This is a genomic window from Actinoalloteichus sp. GBA129-24, from assembly GCF_001941645.1.
In the GTDB taxonomy this organism is placed as follows: domain Bacteria; phylum Actinomycetota; class Actinomycetes; order Mycobacteriales; family Pseudonocardiaceae; genus Actinoalloteichus_A; species Actinoalloteichus_A fjordicus.
The window spans coordinates 4511938-4530959 of record NZ_CP016077.1 but is presented as its reverse complement, the minus strand read 5'-3'; the positions used below and the strand labels follow the sequence as shown (position 1 = coordinate 4530959).

General features: G+C 71.2%; 16 protein-coding genes. 8 read left to right on the top strand and 8 right to left on the bottom strand.

Annotated elements, in window-relative coordinates; genetic code table 11:
* Nucleotides 1-107 precede the first annotated feature (107 nt).
* The 3 genes from UA75_RS19495 to UA75_RS19485 all read left to right on the top strand — a co-directional run bounded on the left by UA75_RS19495 (nucleotide 108) and on the right by UA75_RS19485 (nucleotide 1917).
* Nucleotides 108-659, top strand: coding sequence for a GrpB family protein (locus UA75_RS19495; RefSeq protein ID WP_075741475.1), 552 nt, complete (start codon nucleotides 108-110; stop codon nucleotides 657-659).
* A gap of 95 nt (nucleotides 660-754) precedes the next feature.
* The gene (gene trxA / locus UA75_RS19490; RefSeq protein WP_232237329.1) at nucleotides 755-1099 is read left to right on the top strand and encodes a thioredoxin; all 345 of its coding nucleotides are present in this window, start codon (nucleotides 755-757) and stop codon (nucleotides 1097-1099) included.
* 362 nt (nucleotides 1100-1461) lie between these two features.
* The gene (locus UA75_RS19485; protein ID WP_198044178.1) at nucleotides 1462-1917 is read left to right on the top strand and encodes a DUF4231 domain-containing protein; all 456 of its coding nucleotides are present in this window, start codon (nucleotides 1462-1464) and stop codon (nucleotides 1915-1917) included.
* Between the two features lie 178 nt (nucleotides 1918-2095).
* Here the strand turns inward: UA75_RS19485 and UA75_RS19480 are convergent, their stop codons facing one another.
* Both UA75_RS19480 and UA75_RS19475 read right to left on the bottom strand, forming a co-directional pair.
* A complete protein-coding gene (locus tag UA75_RS19480) occupies nucleotides 2096-2458 on the bottom strand; it encodes an ArsR/SmtB family transcription factor (protein WP_075741473.1) in 363 nt (120 codons plus the stop codon).
* 146 nt (nucleotides 2459-2604) lie between these two features.
* On the bottom strand, nucleotides 2605-3003 hold the full coding sequence (locus UA75_RS19475) for a VOC family protein (protein ID WP_075741472.1): 399 nt from the start codon (nucleotides 3001-3003) through the stop codon (nucleotides 2605-2607).
* Nucleotides 3004-3222: 219 nt separating this feature from the next.
* On the opposite strand from UA75_RS19475, the gene UA75_RS19470 reads away from it, so the two are divergent.
* Nucleotides 3223-4290, top strand: a complete 1068-nt coding sequence (locus tag UA75_RS19470) for an Rv2578c family radical SAM protein (RefSeq protein WP_075741471.1) — start codon at nucleotides 3223-3225, stop codon at nucleotides 4288-4290.
* Nucleotides 4291-4542: 252 nt separating this feature from the next.
* Here the strand turns inward: UA75_RS19470 and UA75_RS19465 are convergent, their stop codons facing one another.
* The 3 genes from UA75_RS19465 to UA75_RS19455 form a co-directional block, all read right to left on the bottom strand.
* The gene (locus tag UA75_RS19465; protein ID WP_075741470.1) at nucleotides 4543-7188 is read right to left on the bottom strand and encodes a cellulose binding domain-containing protein; all 2646 of its coding nucleotides are present in this window, start codon (nucleotides 7186-7188) and stop codon (nucleotides 4543-4545) included.
* A gap of 708 nt (nucleotides 7189-7896) precedes the next feature.
* Nucleotides 7897-8550, bottom strand: coding sequence for a hypothetical protein (locus UA75_RS19460; RefSeq protein WP_075741469.1), 654 nt, complete (start codon nucleotides 8548-8550; stop codon nucleotides 7897-7899).
* 343 nt (nucleotides 8551-8893) lie between these two features.
* Nucleotides 8894-9712 (bottom strand): helix-turn-helix transcriptional regulator, encoded by an 819-nt coding sequence (locus UA75_RS19455; protein WP_075741468.1) that lies wholly within the window; start codon nucleotides 9710-9712, stop codon nucleotides 8894-8896.
* Nucleotides 9713-9852: 140 nt separating this feature from the next.
* Here UA75_RS19455 and UA75_RS19450 point away from each other — a divergent pair, with 140 nt between their 5' ends.
* Nucleotides 9853-10221 carry a nuclear transport factor 2 family protein gene (locus UA75_RS19450; protein WP_075741467.1) on the top strand — a complete coding sequence of 123 codons (369 nt, stop codon included), beginning with the start codon at nucleotides 9853-9855 and terminating at the stop codon, nucleotides 10219-10221.
* Nucleotides 10222-10494: 273 nt separating this feature from the next.
* On the opposite strand, the gene UA75_RS19445 is transcribed toward UA75_RS19450, so the two are convergent.
* Nucleotides 10495-10971 (bottom strand): PPOX class F420-dependent oxidoreductase, encoded by a 477-nt coding sequence (locus UA75_RS19445; RefSeq protein WP_257787477.1) that lies wholly within the window; start codon nucleotides 10969-10971, stop codon nucleotides 10495-10497.
* Nucleotides 10968-12389: an NAD(P)H-dependent oxidoreductase gene (locus UA75_RS34665; RefSeq protein WP_232251093.1), complete on the bottom strand. Its 1422-nt coding sequence runs from the start codon at nucleotides 12387-12389 to the stop codon at nucleotides 10968-10970. The genes UA75_RS19445 and UA75_RS34665 overlap by 4 nt, the downstream gene beginning before the upstream one ends.
* Before the next feature lie 59 nt (nucleotides 12390-12448).
* Between UA75_RS34665 and UA75_RS19435 the strand changes: the two genes are divergently transcribed.
* Nucleotides 12449-13120: a MarR family winged helix-turn-helix transcriptional regulator gene (locus UA75_RS19435; RefSeq protein WP_075741466.1), complete on the top strand. Its 672-nt coding sequence runs from the start codon at nucleotides 12449-12451 to the stop codon at nucleotides 13118-13120.
* Nucleotides 13121-13710: 590 nt separating this feature from the next.
* Here the strand turns inward: UA75_RS19435 and UA75_RS19425 are convergent.
* Nucleotides 13711-16353, bottom strand: a complete 2643-nt coding sequence (locus tag UA75_RS19425) for a glycoside hydrolase family 3 N-terminal domain-containing protein (RefSeq protein ID WP_083691045.1) — start codon at nucleotides 16351-16353, stop codon at nucleotides 13711-13713.
* 477 nt (nucleotides 16354-16830) lie between these two features.
* On the opposite strand from UA75_RS19425, the gene UA75_RS19420 reads away from it, so the two are divergent.
* Together UA75_RS19420 and UA75_RS19415 are read left to right on the top strand one after the other, a co-directional pair.
* On the top strand, nucleotides 16831-18129 hold the full coding sequence (locus UA75_RS19420; RefSeq protein WP_198044177.1) for an ABC transporter substrate-binding protein: 1299 nt from the start codon (nucleotides 16831-16833) through the stop codon (nucleotides 18127-18129).
* Nucleotides 18126-19022, top strand: a complete 897-nt coding sequence (locus tag UA75_RS19415) for a carbohydrate ABC transporter permease (RefSeq protein ID WP_075741464.1) — start codon at nucleotides 18126-18128, stop codon at nucleotides 19020-19022. The genes UA75_RS19420 and UA75_RS19415 overlap by 4 nt, the downstream gene beginning before the upstream one ends.

The following is a 19022-nucleotide window of genomic DNA, read 5'->3' as shown; positions in this document are numbered from 1 at the left end:
CCGAGTCCGCCCGGTTCGGCGACTCGACGTCTGCGCCGTCCCCACCGCGTTCGCTGTCCGCTTTCCGCCCCACACCCGCCGCGCCGTGACGAAGGATTGAAAGAGCGATGACCGACTCCGTCGAGATCGTGGACCACGACCCACGCTGGTCGTCGGTGTTCGAAGAACTCCGCACCCGGATCAGCCGTGTCCTGGGATTCCACAGCCAGCGCATCGAGCACGTCGGCAGCACCGCCGTCCCTGGTCTCGCCGCCAGGCCCGTCATCGATCTCGACGTGGTGATCGCCGACGAGCGAGCCCTCGGCCCGGTGATCGGCAGGCTCCGGCCGCTCGGGTACAGCCACCAGGGCGATCTGGGCGTTCCCGGCCGGGAGGCCTTCAGCAGGCCGCCGCACCGCCCGCCGCCGCACCACCTCTACGTCTGCACCGAGAGCAGCCTCGCGCTCGCCAGGCACCTGGCGTTCCGCGATCAGCTGCGGCGCAGCGCCGACACCGCGGCGGCCTACGCGGAGTTGAAGCGGACGCTGGCGGCTCGGCATCCCGACGACGTCACGGCCTACGTCGAGGGCAAGACCGCCTTCGTGAGTCAGGTCCTCGACCAGGTCGCCGACGCCGCCCGCTCGGAGTACCCGGCGCCGGACGCCCCGCAGGGGGCCTGATGCCGAGGCCGGGGAATCCGGCGTGCCCGCGTGGTGTTGAGAGGGGCATGCGGCCGGGCGGACCACCGTCCGGCGGACCGGCCCCACGAAGGAGGATGATGTCTCCGATCTCGCTCACCGCCGACACGTTCGCCGACACGATCAAGGACAACGAGATCGTCGTCGTCGACTTCTGGGCCGACTGGTGCGGACCCTGCCACCGCTTCGCCCCGACCTTCGACGCCTCGGCGGCGGACAACCCCGACGTGGTGCACGCCAAGGTCGACACCGAGGCCGAGGCGGGCCTGGCGGGTGCTGCTCAGATCCGGTCCATCCCTACGCTGATGGTCTTCAAGAAGGGCACCCTGGTCTTCCGCGAGTCCGGTGCGCTGCCTGCGAAGGCACTGGCCCAGGTGCTCGACGCCGCCCGCGCGCACGAGGTCGCCGACCCGGCGCAGTGAGCGCGACGTCCCGCCCGCCGCCGTGCGCGGCCCGGCTCACCCGTCGTGGTGGGCTGGCTGCTCGGCTGGGCAGTGCCCGGTGAGTGCCGCGACGAGCAGCCGACCGGGCTCGGACCGGGTCTTTCGCCGTCGTCGCGAAGGGCGGGACGCCGATCGGCCCGGTTCATCCGAAACCACCACACTGAGCGTCGCCGACGGCTAACCTGGAGTGGCGATCGAGCGAGCCGGTGGCGGGCACGGAGGATCTGTCCGAGGATCCGTGCGGGCCTCGATCGCCTTGGGGTGATCGGGGGCTGCGGATGACCGAGCGACTCGTCGACCGGGGGTCTCGATCGCCGGACCCGGCCGATTCCATCCCCACTGTGGACGTACACGGCCTCGCAGAGGCGCACGTCAGCCGACTCCGGGCTCGATACGACTGGCGCGCCCGGTGGCATCGCCGATTCTTTCGGCTCGGGGGCCTGCTGATCATCCTGGCCAGTGCCGCCCTGCCGCTGCTCACGACCCTGGATTACGAGAACAAGGACTTCGTGCTCTCGGCGACGGGGGTGGTGATCGCCGTGCTCACCGGGTTGCAGACCTTCTATCGCTGGGACAAGTCGTGGGCGACGTTGCGGGCCGCCGAGTCCTCCCTGACCGAGCTGCGCTGGGAATGGCGCCTGCGCCAGGAGGAGGCGAAGGGCCTGACCGGTGACGACGCCGATCGACACCGCCGGGAGGCCACCGAACGCATGCTGGCGGGCGTGCGTGAGGTGCGTCTTCGCGAGTCGGAAGACTATTTCGCCGAACTGCGCTTCCCCTCGGCGCGGGCCCGCTGATCGGGCCCGCTGATCGGGTGCGGGACGGGCTCTACGGGGCGGTGCTGCTCACCCGATGATCGCCTGCCGCGCCTGCTGCTCGGCGGTTTCGTTCCGCGTCCGGGCGCCCGAGACGACGCCCTGCCGCGATGCGGGGCTTGACCGGCCGCCCCGGTCCGATGCGGGCTCAGCGGGCGGACTAATCCGGTGGCGGAGTGGGATCGGCGGCCGAGGCGGCGCGGCGTTCTCGCCTGCCCCTGGCCAGCTCGGTGGCCAGCGCGTCCAGCGGCTGGTTCCAGAAGCGGCGGTAACGCTCCAGCCACCCGTCGATCTCCCGTAGCGGCTCCGGGTCCACCGAGTACAGCCTGCGGGCGCCGACCGCCCGGACGGTGGTGAAGCCGTTCTCCCGCAGGACCCGCAGATGTTGGGAGACGCCGGGCTGCGAGATGCCGAACTCCTCCTGCACGATCGAGGTGACCTCGCCTGCCGCTCGTTCGCCGTCGGCGAGGAGTTCCAGGATGCGACGACGGACCGGGTCTCCCAGTACGTCGAACGCATGCATGATCGAACAGCCTTCCAAGCTCGCTCCGGGTAAGTCAAGCGGTGCATCCTCGGCCCGCCGAGGTCGCCCGCTCACTGGTCGCCGACGTGTCCCGGCCGGTTCGCGCTCGAGGCGCCGGAACCTGCGGCCGGGACGTCGGCTCCAGGTCAGGAGGCGTCGATCGGCTGGGCGATGCCGATGAGGTTGCCGCAGGTGTCGTCCAGCACGGCCACCGTCGCGTTGCCCGCCGCGACCGGCGGCGACGGGAACTCGACGCCCAGGCCACGCAGCCGCTCGTACTCCGCCATGACGTCGTCGACGCCGAACAGCGTGGCGGGGATGCCTGCCTCCCGCAGCGCCTGCTGATAGGTGGTCGCGATCGGGCTCCCGTTCGGTTCGAGCAGCAGTTCGACCCCGTCGGGGTCCGAAGGGGAGACGACGGTCAGCCATCGGGCGCCGCCTGCGGGCTCGTCGGTCTTGGGGAGGAAGCCGAGAACGCGGGTGTAGAAGTCCAGCGCCTTGGCCTGATCGGTGACGAAGACGCTGGTGACGGTGATCTTGATCATGAGGTCTCGTTCCCTGCCTGCCTGTCGAGGTTGTTTCGGCGGTCCGCGTGCGGGAGCCGATGTGCGACCTCAAGCTAACTGCTGGTGCTTATATAAGCAATAGCCTATATTGCTGGGGTGTGCGGCGTCGTGGACGCGACGTCGCCCGGCCGTCCGCGCCCCTCCTGTCGCGTCGTCCGCGGGTGGACAGTCATTCGAATATATGTTCGAATCTCCGTCATGAAGTGGGACGCGCAACGCTTGGACGAGGGCGGCGATCAGGCGCTGCCGCTGGAGGTGACCGGTCGGGGCGGGGTCGTGCGCGGCGGCGGGCGCGGCGGGCTCCGGCTGCCGCCCCCGGTGCCGATCGAGGCGGGCACCGACGACGAGGCGATGGCCATCGAGATCACCGCGAAGACCATCATCAACCGGGTGCCGGGCCAGTCGGGCATGCCCTTCGAATGGACGGTGAATCCTTATCGGGGCTGCAGCCATGCCTGTCGTTACTGCTTCGCGCGCAACACGCACACCTATCTCGACCTCGACTCGGGCCGTGACTTCGACACCAGGATCATCGTGAAGGTGAACGCGGGGGCGCTACTGCGTCGCGAGCTGGCGGGCCCCCGATGGCGCGGCGAGTCGATCGCGATGGGCACCAACACCGACCCCTATCAGCGGGCCGAGGGCCGTTACGGGTTGATGCGGGAGATCATCACGGCATTGCGAGACCGGGCCAACCCGTTCTCCATCCTGACCAAGGGAACCCTGATCCTGCGTGATCTCGACCTGATCACCGAGGCCGCGGGCCAGGCCCCGGTGTCGATCGCCGTCTCGGTCGGGTCCGTCGACGAGCCGCTGTGGCGGTCGGTGGAGCCGGGCACCCCCTCGCCGAACCGGAGGCTGGACGTGGTCCGTCGCTTCGCCGAGCGTGGCATCGACGTCACCGTCCTGATGGCGCCGATCCTGCCAGGACTGAGCGATTCGCCGGCGGAACTGGCCCGCACGGTCTCCGCCGTAGTCGACGCGGGCGCCTCGTCGGTGGTGCCGGTGGTCCTGCATCTGCGTCCCGGCGCCAGGGAGTGGTACCACCGCTGGCTCAGCAGTGACTTCCCCGAACTGCTTCCGCAGTACGAGCAGCTCTACCGGGCCAGCCACTATGCGCCGAAGGCCTACCAGCGCCGGATCACCGAGCAGGTGCGGGAGCTGGCCGCCGCGCGAGGCCTCCGGCGTCGCCCGAGACATCGTGCGGCCGAGTCTGAATCCGCCGCGGGGCCCGAGACGGCCGCAGGTCAGCTCTCGCTGCTCTGAGCGGCCGCTCCCCGGGGTTCGGGGATTCGGTGTCCACGGATGCGGCGTCCTCGATCTCGGCGCCGTCGGGCGCTGCGGTCTCGGACGCGGCGGCGCAGGTCTCTGCGGCCAGGCTCGGCATCCGAGGTCTCGTCGCCACGGCCGAGGAGAACGGCGGCCTGCCGAGGCGGCGCCGAGAGCGCAGACGTCGCGCGGGAGCCCGCACGGGCCCGACGTCGCCTCGGCGGGTCGGGTCCGTGCGAACAGCCGTGCTCAGCCGCCCGTGCAGGCGATCCGCGTCGGGATGCTGTCCGGCCCAGAGCCGCTGCCGTTGAAGCCGACGGTCACCGCGCCGCCCGGTGCGATGACGCCGTTGTAGCCCGCGTTGCGGACCGTCACCTCCCGGCCTGCCTGGGTCGCCTCGCCGTTCCAGGCCTGGCTCACGGTCTGCGTGCCGGGGAAGGTCCAGGACGCCGACCAGCCGTCGAACGCGGTCGAACCGGTGTTGCGAACGGTCACCGCGCCCTGGAAGCCGCCGGGCCAGGAGTTCGCGACCGCGTAGGTGGCCGAACAGCCGTCGCCGGTCGGCGGCGGGGTCGTCGTGGGCGGCGGCGTGGTGGTGGGCGGCGTGGTGTCGCCGGACTCGCCGATCTGGATGCCTCGTCCGTTGGTGCCCAGGTAGACGCGGCCGTAGACCCGAGGATCGCCGCTGAGCGCCTCGCCCATGTTGCCCCACTGGTGCTGGTCGTCGTTGATCCGAACCCAGGCCGCGCCCGCGTCGTCGGACCGGAACACGCCCTGGACCCCGCCGACCGTGCCCACCAGGTAGAGCGCGGGGTGATTCGCGCCGGGCGCCGCCGCCCCGTGGGCGACATTGCGTGCACTGTCCACCCCGGAGACGGCGGTGAACGTCGTCCCGCCGTCGGTGGAGCGCACCAGGCCGCCGTCGCCTGCCAACCAGATCTCGCCCTCGCGGTCCGGCAGCGCCGTGAACTTCACGTTCCCGGTCGGCAGCCCGGTGGCCGGGCTGGCGGTGAAGCTCGCTCCGCCGTCGGTGCTGACGTAGAACCGGCCGCCGCTCGCCCCGTAGAACACCGCCGGGTTCACCCGGTCGGCCTCCACGACCGCGCCTGCCGGGATGCCGGTGGACGCCGTCCAGGAGCTGCCGCTGCTGCCCGCGTGGTGCACGCCGGTGCCCGCCGGGCTCCACAGCACGGAGTCGCCGTCGGCCGCCGAGGCAATGGTGCCGCCCCCGGTCACACCGCTCGGCTCGCTGCTCGCCGGGTACCAGTTCGCTCCGCCGTCCTGGGAGAACGCCGCCCGGCTGACGCCGTCGGCATTGCCCGCGCGGACCACGAAGTTCGGGTTCGTCTCGGCGAAGTCGATGCTGGTGGTGCTGGTGAAGTTCGGGGCGGAGAACATCCGCTCCGGCACGGAGTCCAGGTCGTCGTGGCGGAAGCCGCCGATGTCGCCCAGCGCGCTGAGCAACGGGGCGCCGCTGGGCGGGCTGGCGAGGTCGAGGACGGCGGTCTCCTCCAGCCCGCCCACCATCGGCTCGATGGTGATCCGGCCGCCCGCGTCCCAGGCGGAGAGGTTCTCGGTGCCGTAGATCGTCGCCCCGGTGCCGTACATCATCCGGTCGGAGTCGAAGGGGTCGATCTCCAGCGCCTCGGTCATCCAGCCGAGCTTCGGGGTGATCTCGGGGGGCGTGGGGTTCGTCGCGAAGTCCAGCCACGGGACCTCGGAGATGTCGATCTCATAGCGGAAGGAGCGCTCGGGGTAATTGGCCCAGTCCCAGGCCCGCGTCCACGTCTCGCCCGCGTCGGTGCTGCGGAAGATCACGATGTCCGGCCACCAGAGCAGCTGGCTGGCCACCATCAGGGTGCCCGGATTCTGCCGGTCGATCGTCAGTCCGCTGTAGCCGAAGTCGGAGCCCTCCGCACCGGAGGGGACGGGGCTGATCTGCGTCCACTCACCGGTGTCGGTCGCGTACTTCCAGACGTCGCCCTCGGCGCCGTCATACGGTCCGCCGGTGTCGCTGGTCGCGATGTAGAGGAAGCCGTTGACGTGGTCGACGACGCCCTTGTGCGCCAGGAAGCCGGTCGGCTGGCCCGCCACCCGTTCCCAGCTCGCTCCCGCGTCGGTGCTGCGGTAGACGGTGTTCTCCTTGTCCGCCACGCCGATGTAGAGGTCCTGCGTCGGCTCGCCTGCGCTGCCGGTGGACTCGTCGAAGGTCACCCAGGTGACGCCCTGGTTGTCGTCCAGGTAGCCGTTCGGATCGTCCGGGTCCTGCGCGTAGTTCCCCGGATTCGGGAAGTTCGACACCTCCGACCAGGTCACGCCGAAGTCGGTGCTGCGCCACAGCCCGTTTCCGCTGGGAGCGCCCAGGTACACGATGCTGTTGTCGTTGGGGTCGACGGTCAGCCGCTCGCCCATGCCACGGCCCGGCATGTTCCCGCCGAGCTTGAACGGCAGCTCCGTCACCTCCCAGGTCTCGCCCCGGTCCGCCGAGCGCAGGATGGCGCCGTTGTTCGGGTCCCAGTCGTTGGTGTACATGCCCGCCGCGACGTACACCCGGTCGGTGTCCACCGGGTCGGTGGCCAGGCTGACGACGCCGTTGTATCCCCACTCGTCCCAGCCGACCCAGTCCAGCAACGGGGTCCACCGGCCGCTGTCCTGCTCCCAGCGGTAGGCCCCGCCGATGTCGGTGCGTGCGTAGATCAGGTTCGGCTCGCTCTGATTGAAGATGATGCCGGGGACGAACCCGCCGCCCGCGATCTCGGCGTTGCGCCAGGAATAGGACTGATTGACGGTCTGCGCCGCCGCCTCGGACTGGCCGCTGGGCAACTGGGTGAGCGCCAGTGCGCCCGCGGCCAGCGCGGCTGCGAGCGCGGCCGACAGGAATCTGCGCTTGGTCACGTCGAACCTCTTCCTTGAGTTGACGCCAGTCGGTCGGACGGATTGCGGACACGGCGGCGAAAAGAGAACCGGGAATCCGGTATCGGCAGGTCATCCTTGGATCGAGTCCGGGATGGTCCTGAATTCCGTCCGGGGCCGACGCGCCCCGGCCCGGTGCGAGATTCACATATCGAGACAGGCCTGTCAACGGTGGTGAGCGGCCGAATCGGGGGCTGGTGAGAACTGTGATACGTCGATTTGCGCGGCCGTTATGTATCGAAATGTGATTCGACACCAATGCGCGGAATTCGTCGAAATCGAGTTCGATGACCCGGCCTTGTCGAGTGAGTCACTCGGCGGGCTCGGGGCTCGGGCGGCGGGCGACGGGCGGGAGGGGCGCGGCGGCGGGATTCGGGACGCCGTCGGCGGTCGGCCTCGGCGCGTCTCCCGACGACGGTGGCGCGGGGGGCTGCCCACCGGGACGCCGGGACCGCGCCGTCCCGGCGTCGCCCCGCGACGGCCGACGGCCGGGCGCGGGCGAGTACGCACCCGGCGGCGGCTCGTCTCACCGGATCTGTCGGACTCGCCGGACCGCAGGCGCGGCTCCGCTGCTCGCGGAGTCGGCTGATCGGCGGGCCCGGCGACCGGTATCGGAGCAGGCTCTCGGCCCGTCCGACGTCGAGGCGACCGACCTGCCACCGGCCCGTCGCCTCGACGCAGGCGGCCCGCTCAGTGGTGTTCGGTCCTGGCGAACTCGCAGCCCTCGACGTCCGCCGGGATGCGATGTGCGTCCTCGATGTCGACCGGCGCGCACCACAGGTAGTGCAGACCCAGCTCGTCGTTGCCCGCGGGCCCGGCCGTGATCGCGAAGCCGTTGCCGAACGCCCAGTCCGGGTTGTCCGTCAACCGCCCGTCGGCCTGGGCCTGCTGCCAGGACTCCTGGAACTCGATCAGTCGGGCGGGCTCGAAGCGCACCAGACCGAGCCGGTCGTACGGCGGAATCGAGCAGGTCGCCCACTCGGAGACGAAGGGCTCGTAGTGCTCGGCCAGCTGCGGACCGAGATAGTCGACGAGATCATCGCGGTCGGCGGGCGCGACCTCGGCGCACTCGCCCGTCTCGTCCTGGACCCAGGCCGCGAGCTCGTCCATCGAGTCGAAGGACTCGCCGAGTGCGGCGATGCCCTCGCCCTCGGCGTGGCCTTCGTGCTGTCCCTCGTCGCCGGTCGACTCCGGCGCGGGATCGGCACCGGCACTGGTCTCGACGTCGGAAGCCGGGCCCGCGCGTTCGGTGCCCGAGTCCTGGCTCGCGCAACCCGTTGCCACGACGATGGCGAGCAGCACCGCCGCAGTCCGAAGCCTCCTGGTGCTCAGCACGGTGTCCACAGACGTGACCTCCTCGTCGGCCCCGTCCCGGCACTGCGGGCGGGGACTCGATGCTCACGATGCGGTGACATCCGGCGGGCGGTGTCGTCGCGCGGCGGCCCGGTGCGGCGGTGCGCATCGAGCCGAGCCGGGTGCCGCAGGTTTCGCGCAGGCGTCCCGGCGTCGATCACCGGTCGCGACGCCACGCTGCGTCGGCTGGTCATCGGATCGCTCCTCTCCGGCGGGGCTGGAGGGGGTGAGCTCTGTCTCCTTCGGACGGTAGGAGGCCCGGCCTTCATCGGTACAGGCCCGGATGGCCGTATCCGCGCAGGCACCCGGTGGGCAGCGCCGTCGGCGCCCTCGATCAGCACGTCGATCCGAAGCGGTCCCGATGGGCGCGCAGCGCCGCAGCGGTCTCGTCGTCGGCGGGCAGGAACGCCTCGACGGCCAGCTCGTCCATCGTGACGTCCAGCGGCGCCCCGAAGGTGGTGACGGTGCTGATGAAGGAGAGCACGCCGTCGTCGTGGCGGAGCCGAAGCGGCACGGCGAGGTCGCCGAGTTCGATGTCCGGATCGGACTCTGCGGGCCGCGGCGGCGCCGGATACCCGGTGAGCTCCGTGTGCAGCGCGCGGAGCTCGGGATCGCCGCCGTTGGCGACCTGGCGACTCACTCGGTCCAGCAGGTGCCTGCGCCACTGTCCGAGGTTGACGATCCGGGGCGCCATTCCGTCCGGGTGCAGGCTGATGCGCAGTGCGTTGGCCGGGGCGGCGAGCAGTTCGGGTGCCGCGCCTGCGGTGAGCAGGCTGACGCCTGCATTGCCGTCGACGATGTTCCACGATCGGTCGACCAGCACGGCCGGATAGGGCTCGTAGGCGGCGAGCACCTTTGCCACGGCGGCCCGCACCGTCTCCAGCCGAGTCGAGCCGAGCTCGGATTCGGTGTAGACGGGGGCGTGGCCCGCCGCGAGGAGCAGCCCATTGCGGTCGCGGAGCGGGACGTCGAGATGCTCGGCCAGCCGCAGCACCATCTCCCGGCTCGGGTTGGCGCGGCCGGTCTCCATGAAGCTCAGGTGGCGGGTGGAGACCTCGGCCTGGTTGGAGAGTTCGAGCTGGCTCCAGCGCCTGCGCTCCCGCCAGGAACGCAGCAGGGGTCCCACCGGCCTGGCCGGAGCGTCGTTCGTCATCGGACCTCGATTCGAGGGACATTACCTGACAGGTAATCGACCACATTACCTGTGATTCGGCATGCTCTGAAGCGTCCGGCCGACGAGGCCGACCGGCGGCCGAGATCGGAACCGCCGCTCCGCACCACGAGGGGACCGACATGAGCACCGTGACCGCACTGCTTGCCCGCTACATCGCGACCTGGAACGAGACCGACCCCGCCGCCCGCCGTCGTGCGATCACCGAGCTGTGGACCGAGGACGGCGTCTACACCGACCCGCTGGCCTCGGTCACCGGGCATGAGTCGATCTCGGCGGTGATCGGCGCCGCGCAGGAGATGTTCGCCGGGCATGTCTTCCGGCTGCTTGACGGCGCCGAGGCACACCACGACGTGGTCCGGTTCCGCTGGGAGCTGGTCCCGGCGGGCGGTGGCGAGTCGGTGGCGATCGGTCTCGACGTGGCCGCCCTGGCGGCGGACGGCCGAATCCGGCTGATCCACGGCTTCCTCGACAAGGCGCCCGCGGCCTGAACCGTCGGGTCGGCGTCGGCGCCCCGACGGCCGGCCTGCGGTGGCGGGCGGCCAGCGGCGGCCGCCGACCGACCGGTCGGCTCGCCGCAGGACCGACCGCCGCGTCGCGCTCGGCTCGCGGACGACCCCCGCGAGCCGGGCCCGACCTCAGGACCCCGGCCGCCAGGCGGGCCCGGTCTCGATCGCCAGGGCTCGGCAGCCCCGGCGGGAGCCCGTCCGCAGCCGCCCGGCCTGCGGTCGGGCCCGCGCAGGCCCGACCGCTCCCCAGCCGGCTCAGTCCCGCAGGTCGACGCCCACCGTGCCATCCGAGGGCGACCAGCCGTAGGCGCGCTCTGGTCGCAGGCGCAGCAGCCGTCGCCGGTCGGCCACCATGGCGGCCCGGTACTCGGTCCAGTCGGGATGCTCGCCCGCGATCTCGCGGTAGACCTGGACCAGTTCCGCCACCGTCGCGTCCTGCGGATCGGTCGCCACGGGGGAGAGCACCGCCGTGGCGTCCAGGACAAGGTAGGCGCCAAGGTCGGGCGTGCTCACCTGGAAGGAGGCCCTCGGATCGCGCCGAAGATTGCGCGTCTTGGCCCGTCCGTCGGTCAGTGACACCAGGATCTCGCCCGTCGCCGGGCGGAAGGTGTAGGAGACCACCGACGCCTGCGGACGACCGTTCCCGCGCAGTGTCATGAGGATGCCGCGCCGCTGCTCGTTCAGCAGGTCGAGCAGCACGCCGAGTCCGGGACGGCCGGACTGCGCGATCACGACGGGACCCGCTCGCTGCGCAGCGGGGCCAGTGCGGCGGACAGTCGCCCCAGTTCGTCGAGCATCCGGGTGCAGGCGGCGGTCCTGGCCGGATCGTCGAGCAGTACGCCGTCCTGGATCTGCTCGCTGACGAAGGGGATCGAGACGGCCTCGGTGACCGGAGACATCTTCAGCGTCGTCACCACCTGCTTGAGCATCTGCACCGCGCGGAGCCCGCCGGAGGTCATGCCGTAGCTGACGAAGCCGACGGGCTTGTAGTGCCACTCCGAGTACAGGAAGTCGACGGCGTTCTTCACGACCGCGTTGAACCCGAAGTTGTATTCGGGCATGACGAACACGAAGGCGTCGGCGGAGTCGACCAGCGCGCTCCAGTCCTTCGTGTGCTGATGGCGGTAGCGGCCTGCGGCCGGGTGCTCCGGCTCGTCGAGGAAGGGCAGCGCGAGTTCGCCGAGATCGACCGTGCGCACCTCGAATCCGCCGTGGTCGACGGCGACGTCGGTGCACCACCGGGCGACGGCCGGCCCGAGCCTGCCCGGCCGGGTACTCGCGACGATGACATGCAGGACTGGCATGGGGACTTCTCCTGAGTGCAGTGGGGTGGGACTGGGGACGGGTGGAGCGAGGGGGGCGGGGCGCCGCTGCTGCGGGGCGGCGGTGATCGGGGCTCCCCGTCGATCGCGACGATCGGGCGGCGGGTCGAGCGCCCCGCCGAGTGCGGCGGCTGCGGGCTCGTGGTCGCGGGGGTGCGGCGGGCCGGACAGCCGGGGAAGCAGCACCTGGAGTAGCGGGCCGATCCCGACCGCGTACAGCACGGTGCCGATGCCGACGGTGCCGCCGAGCAGCCAGCCGATCGCCAGGACGCCGACCTCGACGCCCGTGCGGGCGCGGCGGATCGTCCAGCCGCGTGCCGCGAGTCCGGTCATCAGGCCGTCCCTCGGCCCCGGCCCGAGGCCCGCGCCGAGGTACAGGCCCAGCCCGATCGCGTTGATCAGCAGGCCCGCGAGCAGGAACGCCGCCCGGGCCGCCGGGTGAGCGGGTTCGGGCAGGACGGTGAGCGCGGCCTCGGTGAGCACGCCGACGCTCGCGATGTTGAGGACGGTGCCGATGCCTGGTCGCTGCCGTAACGGAATCCACAGCGCCAGCACGACGACGCCCGCGCCGATCACGACGACGCCGAACGGCAGCCCGGTGCGCAGTGCCAGGCCCTGATGGAACACGTCCCAGGGCGAGAGGCCCAGACCGGCGTTGAGCATCATCGCCAGCCCGAGGCTGAACAGCGGAAGGCCGACGGCGAGTCTGGCTAGGCGACGCGGCAGGTCGACTCTCGCTCGCCCGGCAGGCGGGCGCGGCGCCGCGCCCTCGACCCGCGAGCCCGGCCTCCCCGATTCGTCCTGCACCGCGACCCCTTTCGTTGACATGTCAACGAGAAGGTAGGCGCAGATGGGTGACATGTCAACAAGACGCTAGAGTGTGCCGGGTGACCGACCCGAACTGGCTCGACGACGACCAACAGCGGGCCTGGCTGGGCTACCGCCGCATGCGGCTGCTGCTCGATGCCCGAATCGCCAGAGAGCTGAGCGTCGACTCGGGTCTCTCGATGCCGGACTACGACGTCTTGTCCACGCTGTCCGAGTCGCCCGGGCATCGGCGCAGGATCAGCGAGCTGGCCGACCGGATGCTGTGGTCCAAGAGCAGGCTGTCGCACCACCTCACCCGCATGGAGCAGCGCGACCTCGTCGGCCGGGAGGAATGCGCCGACGACGGCCGCGCCGCCGTCGTGGCCCTCACCGATGCGGGGCTGCGCACGCTGGCGGCCGCCGCCCCCGGCCACGTCGACACGGTGCGCGAGTACTTCATCGACCTGCTGACCCCGGCGCAGCTCGCCGTGTTCGTCGAGATCGCCACCACCGTCGTCGAAAACCTGGGCGAGCCGCCGACGGGTCGGGACGGCCCGGCGGCGGTGGCGTCCGCTGCTGTGAGGTCTTCGGCGGGGACGTCCGCTGCCGCGACGTCCCCTGCCGCGACGTCCTCGGGGGCGACGGACCCTGCTGCGATGAATCAGGAGGCGACGAATCAGGAGGCGACGGACCAGGAGGCGACGACGTCTGCCGCGTCGATGAGGGCCCGGCGGGGCAGGGCGCGCAGCTGATCAATCCTCGGACGGCGGCGTACAGCGGATGCGTTTGCGGCGGTGCCGGTGCGTGCCCTCCGCAGCTCGGCACCCCCGCCGCCGAGCCCGCCTGCGGCCCGGCGCCGAATGTCCGGACACCGGAACGTTCGGAGACACCTGATCGCAGCCTGCGAGTATCACGGCCACGTCCTCGGCGAGGTCATCCGGTGCGCCACTGGATTTACCCCGGCGTGGGCGTCATCGCTGAAACCGTACTGGCCGCCTGCCCTGTCATCGTCCGGACACCTGACCGGCCGGACAGGCCGGGCGACCTGTCGGCCGAGGGGGCGGGCGCGAAGGTCGGGTGGCGGTCGGGTCCCGGCCGCATTTCGGCGGCGGAGGCATTCCACCCGATCGATATCTTGCGGATATCGAACAGGTGTTCGATCATTTCATCATGACTTCTCGTCGCCTGAGCAGCCGGACATCCGACCGCAGCGACACCGCCCGCGTCGTCGAGGCGGCGGCTTCGGACGGCATGCCGCCTGAAGCCGCGCCGCCGGTCACGCCCGTCGTGCCCGTCACGCGCCGCGCCGCCCGTCATGCGCGGCGCGGCCGATGCCTTCGGCTCAGCTGTCCGTCACGGGCCGGTCCGCCCCGAGCGTGACGGGCGTGTCGAGCACCCGATCCTCACCGACCCCTCGCGGGGAGCCGGTGAGGACGAACTCGCCGTGCAGCCGAAGATCGGCACTCGACGCCCCGACGTGCACCTCCACGAGCCCTGGCTCGACGAGGCGATGCCCTGCGCGCCCGGTGAAGGACGTCCGGTCGGCGTGCAGCCGGAAGCGCACCTCCCGCTCGGTCCCGGCCCGCAGCGGGACCCGGACGAAGCCCGCGAGCTGCCGCACCGGCCGGGTCACCTGCGCCACCGGATCACGCAGGTAGAGCTGCACGACCTCCACTCCGTCGCGGTCGCCGACGTTGGCCACGACGCAGGACACCTCGACCGTGCCGTCCGTCGCGATCCGCGCGTTCGCGGCGGCCTCGTCCCCGTCCGCGGTCTGGGCCTCGGCCGCTCCGCCTGCACCGGCCTCGGCCTGCTGATCGATCGCCCGCACCCGCAGCGCCGAGTACCGGTACGTCGTGTACGAGAGTCCGTGACCGAAGGGGAATAGTGGTGTGGGGTCGGCCGAACTGACCTCCGAGCGCAGGCCCAGCGGCGGCGTCAGATAGGTGAAGGGCTGCCCGTGCGGCGTGGCGGGCAGGCTCACTGGCAGCCGTCCCGAGGGATTGACCCGACCGGTGAGCACGTCGACCACCGCCGCCGCCCCCTCCTCGCCGGGCAGGAAGGCCTGCACCACCGCCGCGAGGCGATCGGCGACCGTTCCGAGCGCGTACGGCCTGCCACTGATCACCACGGCGACCGTCGGCACCCCGGTGTCGACCACTGCGGCGAGCAGGTCGCCCTGCACACCGGGCAGCGACAGGTCCGTCGCGTCACAGCCCTCACCGGAGGTGCCCCGGCCGAACAACCCGGAGTGGTCGCCGACGACCACCAGCGCCAGGTCGGCGGCGCGGGCCGTGTCCACCGCGTCGGCGATCCCGGAGCGGTCCTCGCCGGTGACGGCGCAGCCCGGCTCGGGGAGGATCGCGCTCGCGTCGAGCCCGGTGCGCAAGGCGTCGAGCACCGTGGGAATCTCCACGCCCACCGGCAGTTCCGGGTAGGAGACGCCGACGTGGGCGGGGAACGAGTAGCAGCCGAGCATCGCGTGGACGTCGTCGGCGAGCGGGCCCAGCACCGCCACCCGACCGGGACTCCGCAGCGGCAGCACCCCCTGCCGATCGGCCAGCAGCACCACCGACTCCTCGGCGAGCCTGCGGGCCACCCGGCGGTTCGCGGGGGAGTCGAGGTCGACGGCGGGAGCCGCTGTGGACGAGGCGGATGCGGGCGGGCGGCCCCTCAGCGCGGGCGGCTCCGGCGACCAGTCCGGGTCGAGGAGTCCCAGCTCGCACTTCTGACGGAGCACCCTGGTCACGGCGCGGTCGACGAGCGACTCCGGGACGAGCCCGGCCCGAATCCGTTCGGCGAGCGGCTCGCCGAAGCACCGCACCGTCGGCAGCTCGACGTCGACACCCGCCGTGAGGGCCTGCTGAGCGGCCTCGCCCTCATCGGCCGCCGTTCCGTGCAGGCGCTGTAGGAACGCGATGCCGAAGTAGTCGGCGACCACGACGCCGGTGAAGCCCCACTGATCGCGTAGCAGACCGGTGAGCAGCTTCTCGTCGGCCGCGACCGGCACGCCGTCGATCTCGGCGTAGGAGTGCATCACCGACCGGGCGCCGCCGTGCCGCAAGGCCGTCTCGAAGGGCGGGAGGATCACGTCGGCGAGTTCGCGCGGTCCGACGGCCACCGGAGCGAGGTTGCGACCCGCCCGTGAGGCGGAGTAGCCGGCGAAGTGCTTCAGCGTGGCCACCACCCCGGCGCCCTCGATGCCGCGGACGTAGGCGGCCCCGATCGTGCCGACCAGGAACGGGTCCTCGCCGATCGTCTCCTCGACCCGGCCCCATCGGGAGTCCCGGACGACGTCGAGCACCGGGGCCAGTCCCTGGTGCACGCCGACCGAGCGCAGGTCCGCGCCGATTGCCGCCGCCATCGTCTCCACCAGCTCGGGGTTGAAGGACGCGCCCCAGGCGATGGGCACCGGAAACACCGTCGCCCGCCAGGCGGCGAAGCCTGCCAGGCACTCCTCGTGGGCCATGGCGGGAATGCCGAACCTGCTCGCCGCGACGATCTCGCGCTGCGCGTCGGCCAGCATCCTCGCCCCGGTCGTCGGGTCGACGGGGGTGGTGCCGAAGGTCCTGGTGAGCTGGCCGAGACCGGACCGGATCGCCTCGGACCAGACCGGGGGCTCCTCGGTCTGCTCGTGTTGATGCGGTGCGACGCCGTCGGCGCCGTCGGTCGCGCTGACCCAGACGCCGACGAGCTGGGCGAGCTTCTCCGCCAGCGTCATCCTGGGCAGCAGATCCGCCACGCGCGCCTCGACCGACAGCTCTGGCCGACGCCACGGCTCGACGGCTCGCGGTGTCGCCGCGTCGCCGATGATCGAGTGCTCGCTGATCGAGTCGTCCGCCCCGGAACCGCCCGAGCCTGCGCCGTCGGCGGGTGCGTCGCGCGGTGCGGAGCGCTGCGCCGTGGTCGCCCCGGAAGTCGTCGAGCCTGCCGCCGTCGGATCGGGAGCGGTCGAGGCGGCGCGGCCGGGGTGCTGCTGGTCCATGTCGAAGCTCTCCACTCTGGACGGCCGACCGCGCGGCGTCGGCGGGCGGGGCGGGCATGCGGGTGCTGCGGACCTGCGGACGCCGACGTCTGTCGGCCGGTACACGTCGAGCCGTCGTCCGGTGTGACGGCCCGACCCTCGACACTATCGGAAAAAATCGAGAACGGTCCAGGGGGCAATCCTGATCGCCAGTTCCTCGAATCTCCCACCGACATCGCAGGTGAAGGGTCAGATATTAGCGAAGAGGCCGGTGAATCTGCTTTCGTGGCGCGAGGTCTTGACGTGAGCAATCCCACCTCCGTACGCTGCGCGTCACCGAAACTATCGGTTACTTTTTCGATCGCCTGGGCGTGTCAGCTCCCTGGTAGCCACCGGATCGACTCGACGATGACGTCCGCCCGGATTCGCGGATGACTCGATCCGGCGGCTCGCGTCAGCGGATGCTCTCGTGCCCTCGATGTGCTTCCAGGAGCGGCGATGACTGAATTCATGCTCGGACGTCGGCGATTCATGACCGCCTCGGCGGCGGGGCTGGCCGTCCTCGGCCTGGCCGCGTGCGGCGGCGGCAGCGATCCGACCCGAGACGGCGCCACCGTGTGGTCCCTCGAGGACCCGGTGCACAATCCGATCCAAGAGGCCGCGATCGAGGCGTTCAACCAGGGGGCGAGCAGCCGATTCCGGCTGGAGACCTTCGCCAACACCGCCTACGCGCAGCGGCTCCGGGTGTCGATGGGCACGCCCAACGCACCCTCGGTGTTCTTCAACTGGGGAGGCGCCAGCATCCGGTCCTATGTGGAGGTCGACCAGGTCGCCGACCTCACCGACCGACTTGCGGCCGACACCGCCTGGCGGGACTCCTTCTTACCCGCGGTGCTAGACGCCGGGCGGATCGACGACCGGAATTACGGCATCCCCCTGCGCGGAATGCAGCCGGTCGTCCTCTTCTACCACACCGAGTTGTTCGCCGAGAACGATCTGCGTCCGCCCGCGAACTGGGCGGAGCTGCTGGATCTGGTCGATCGCTTCCAGGCCATCGGCGTCACGCCGTTCGCCCTGGCGGGATCGGAGAGCTGGACCCAGCTGATGTGGCTGGAGTATCTCGTGGATCGTCTCGGCGGCGAGCAGGTCTTCGAGCGCATCTCGGCGGGGGAGGAGGGTGCCTGGGGCGACCCCGCGATGATCGGCGCGCTGGACCGGATCGGCGAGCTCGTCGAACGCGGAGCGTTCGGCACCAACTTCTCCTCCGTCAACTACGGCGCGGGCGGCGCCTCCACGCTCTTCGCCATGGGCGACGCCGCCATGCATCTGATGGGCACCTGGGAGTACCCCAACCAGCTCGATCAGCAGCCCGACTTCGCCAGGGACGCCCTCGGCTGGACGACCTTCCCCGTCTTGGAGGACGGCGACGGCGATCCGAGCGCGGTGGTCGGCAACCCCACCAACTACTTCTCCGTCAACAGTGCGGCCGCCGATGTGGAGGCGGCGGTGGAGTTCCTGCGGGAGCACATGAACTCCGACGCCTATGTCGACGCCCTGATCGCCGCAGGCGACGTGCCCGCCATCACCGGCCTCGAGGACCGGCTCAGCACCTCGCCCAACGCGGAGTACGCCCTGTTCATCTACGAGATGGTGCAGAGCGCCGCCGCCTTCACCCCGTCCTGGGATCAGGCGCTTCCGCCCGAGGTCGCCCGGATCATGCTGACCACTCTGCAAGAGGTCTTCCTCGGCGAGCGGGACGCCGCGGGCTTCGTCGAGGTGTTGGAGTCGGGTACGTGAGCGAGGGCGCACTCGATCGCACCACCCGACCAGGGCTCTGGTACGCGGTGCCCGCGATGGTCTTCTTCGGACTGTTCGCCCTGGTGCCCCTGGTGTTCGTCGTCGTGCTGTCCTTCACCCACTGGAACGGTCTCGGCGATCCGCAGGCCGCCGGGCTCGACAACTGGCAGCGGATCGCGGCCGATCCGACGGTGCTGGACTCCCTGCGCATCACCGTGGTGCTCGGCGTCGTCTGCTGGCTGGTGCAGACGCCCCTCAGCCTGCTGCTGGGCGTCTGGGCGGCGGGGCATCAGCGCAACCGGGCCGTGCTGTCGGCGGTGTTCTTCCTGCCGCTGCTGCTCTCCGGCGCGGCCGTCGCCATCGCATGGCGGTCACTGCTGGACCCGAACTTCGGGCTCGCCTCGGTGCTCGGTCCGCTGGTAGGGATTCCCGACGGCAACCTGCTCGGCAGCGGCACCAGCGCGCTGATGGTCATCGTCGTCATCGTGGCCTGGCAGTTCGTCCCCTTCCACACCCTGCTCTATCAGGCCGCGGCACGACGCATTCCCCAGCAGCTCTACGAGGCGGCGCGGATGGACGGCGCGAACCGGCTGCACCAGTTCCGGCACATCACGCTTCCGCAGCTCCGCAACACCATCATCACCTCGTCGCTGCTGATGGTGGTCGGCTCGCTGACCTACTTCGAGACGATCCTCATCGTCACCGACGGCGGTCCCGGCCGGGCCACCGAGGTCCTGCCCTTCCGCATGTACGAGGCGGGCTTCCGCAGCTACGAGATGGGTTACGGCGCGGCCATCGCCTCTGCGCTCGTGCTGATCGGCACGCTGCTCTCCCTGGTCATGGTCCGTTTCAGCGGCTTCAGCAAGATGCGCTCGACCCTGGAGGGCCTGTAG

Bases quoted from the DNA above. Each gene is read 5' to 3' on its own strand.
- UA75_RS19495 (WP_075741475.1), top strand. From the start codon at position 108: ATGACCGACTCCGTCGAGATCGTGGACCACGACCCACGCTGGTCGTCG.
- trxA (WP_232237329.1), top strand. From the start codon at position 755: ATGATGTCTCCGATCTCGCTCACCGCCGACACGTTCGCCGACACGATC.
- UA75_RS19480 (WP_075741473.1), bottom strand. From the start codon at position 2,458: ATGCATGCGTTCGACGTACTGGGAGACCCGGTCCGTCGTCGCATCCTG.
- UA75_RS19475 (WP_075741472.1), bottom strand. From the start codon at position 3,003: ATGATCAAGATCACCGTCACCAGCGTCTTCGTCACCGATCAGGCCAAG.
- UA75_RS19470 (WP_075741471.1), top strand. From the start codon at position 3,223: ATGAAGTGGGACGCGCAACGCTTGGACGAGGGCGGCGATCAGGCGCTG.
- UA75_RS19455 (WP_075741468.1), bottom strand. From the start codon at position 9,712: ATGACGAACGACGCTCCGGCCAGGCCGGTGGGACCCCTGCTGCGTTCC.
- UA75_RS19450 (WP_075741467.1), top strand. From the start codon at position 9,853: ATGAGCACCGTGACCGCACTGCTTGCCCGCTACATCGCGACCTGGAAC.
- UA75_RS34665 (WP_232251093.1), bottom strand. From the start codon at position 12,389: ATGTCAACGAAAGGGGTCGCGGTGCAGGACGAATCGGGGAGGCCGGGC.
- UA75_RS19425 (WP_083691045.1), bottom strand. From the start codon at position 16,353: ATGGACCAGCAGCACCCCGGCCGCGCCGCCTCGACCGCTCCCGATCCG.
- UA75_RS19420 (WP_198044177.1), top strand. From the start codon at position 16,831: ATGACTGAATTCATGCTCGGACGTCGGCGATTCATGACCGCCTCGGCG.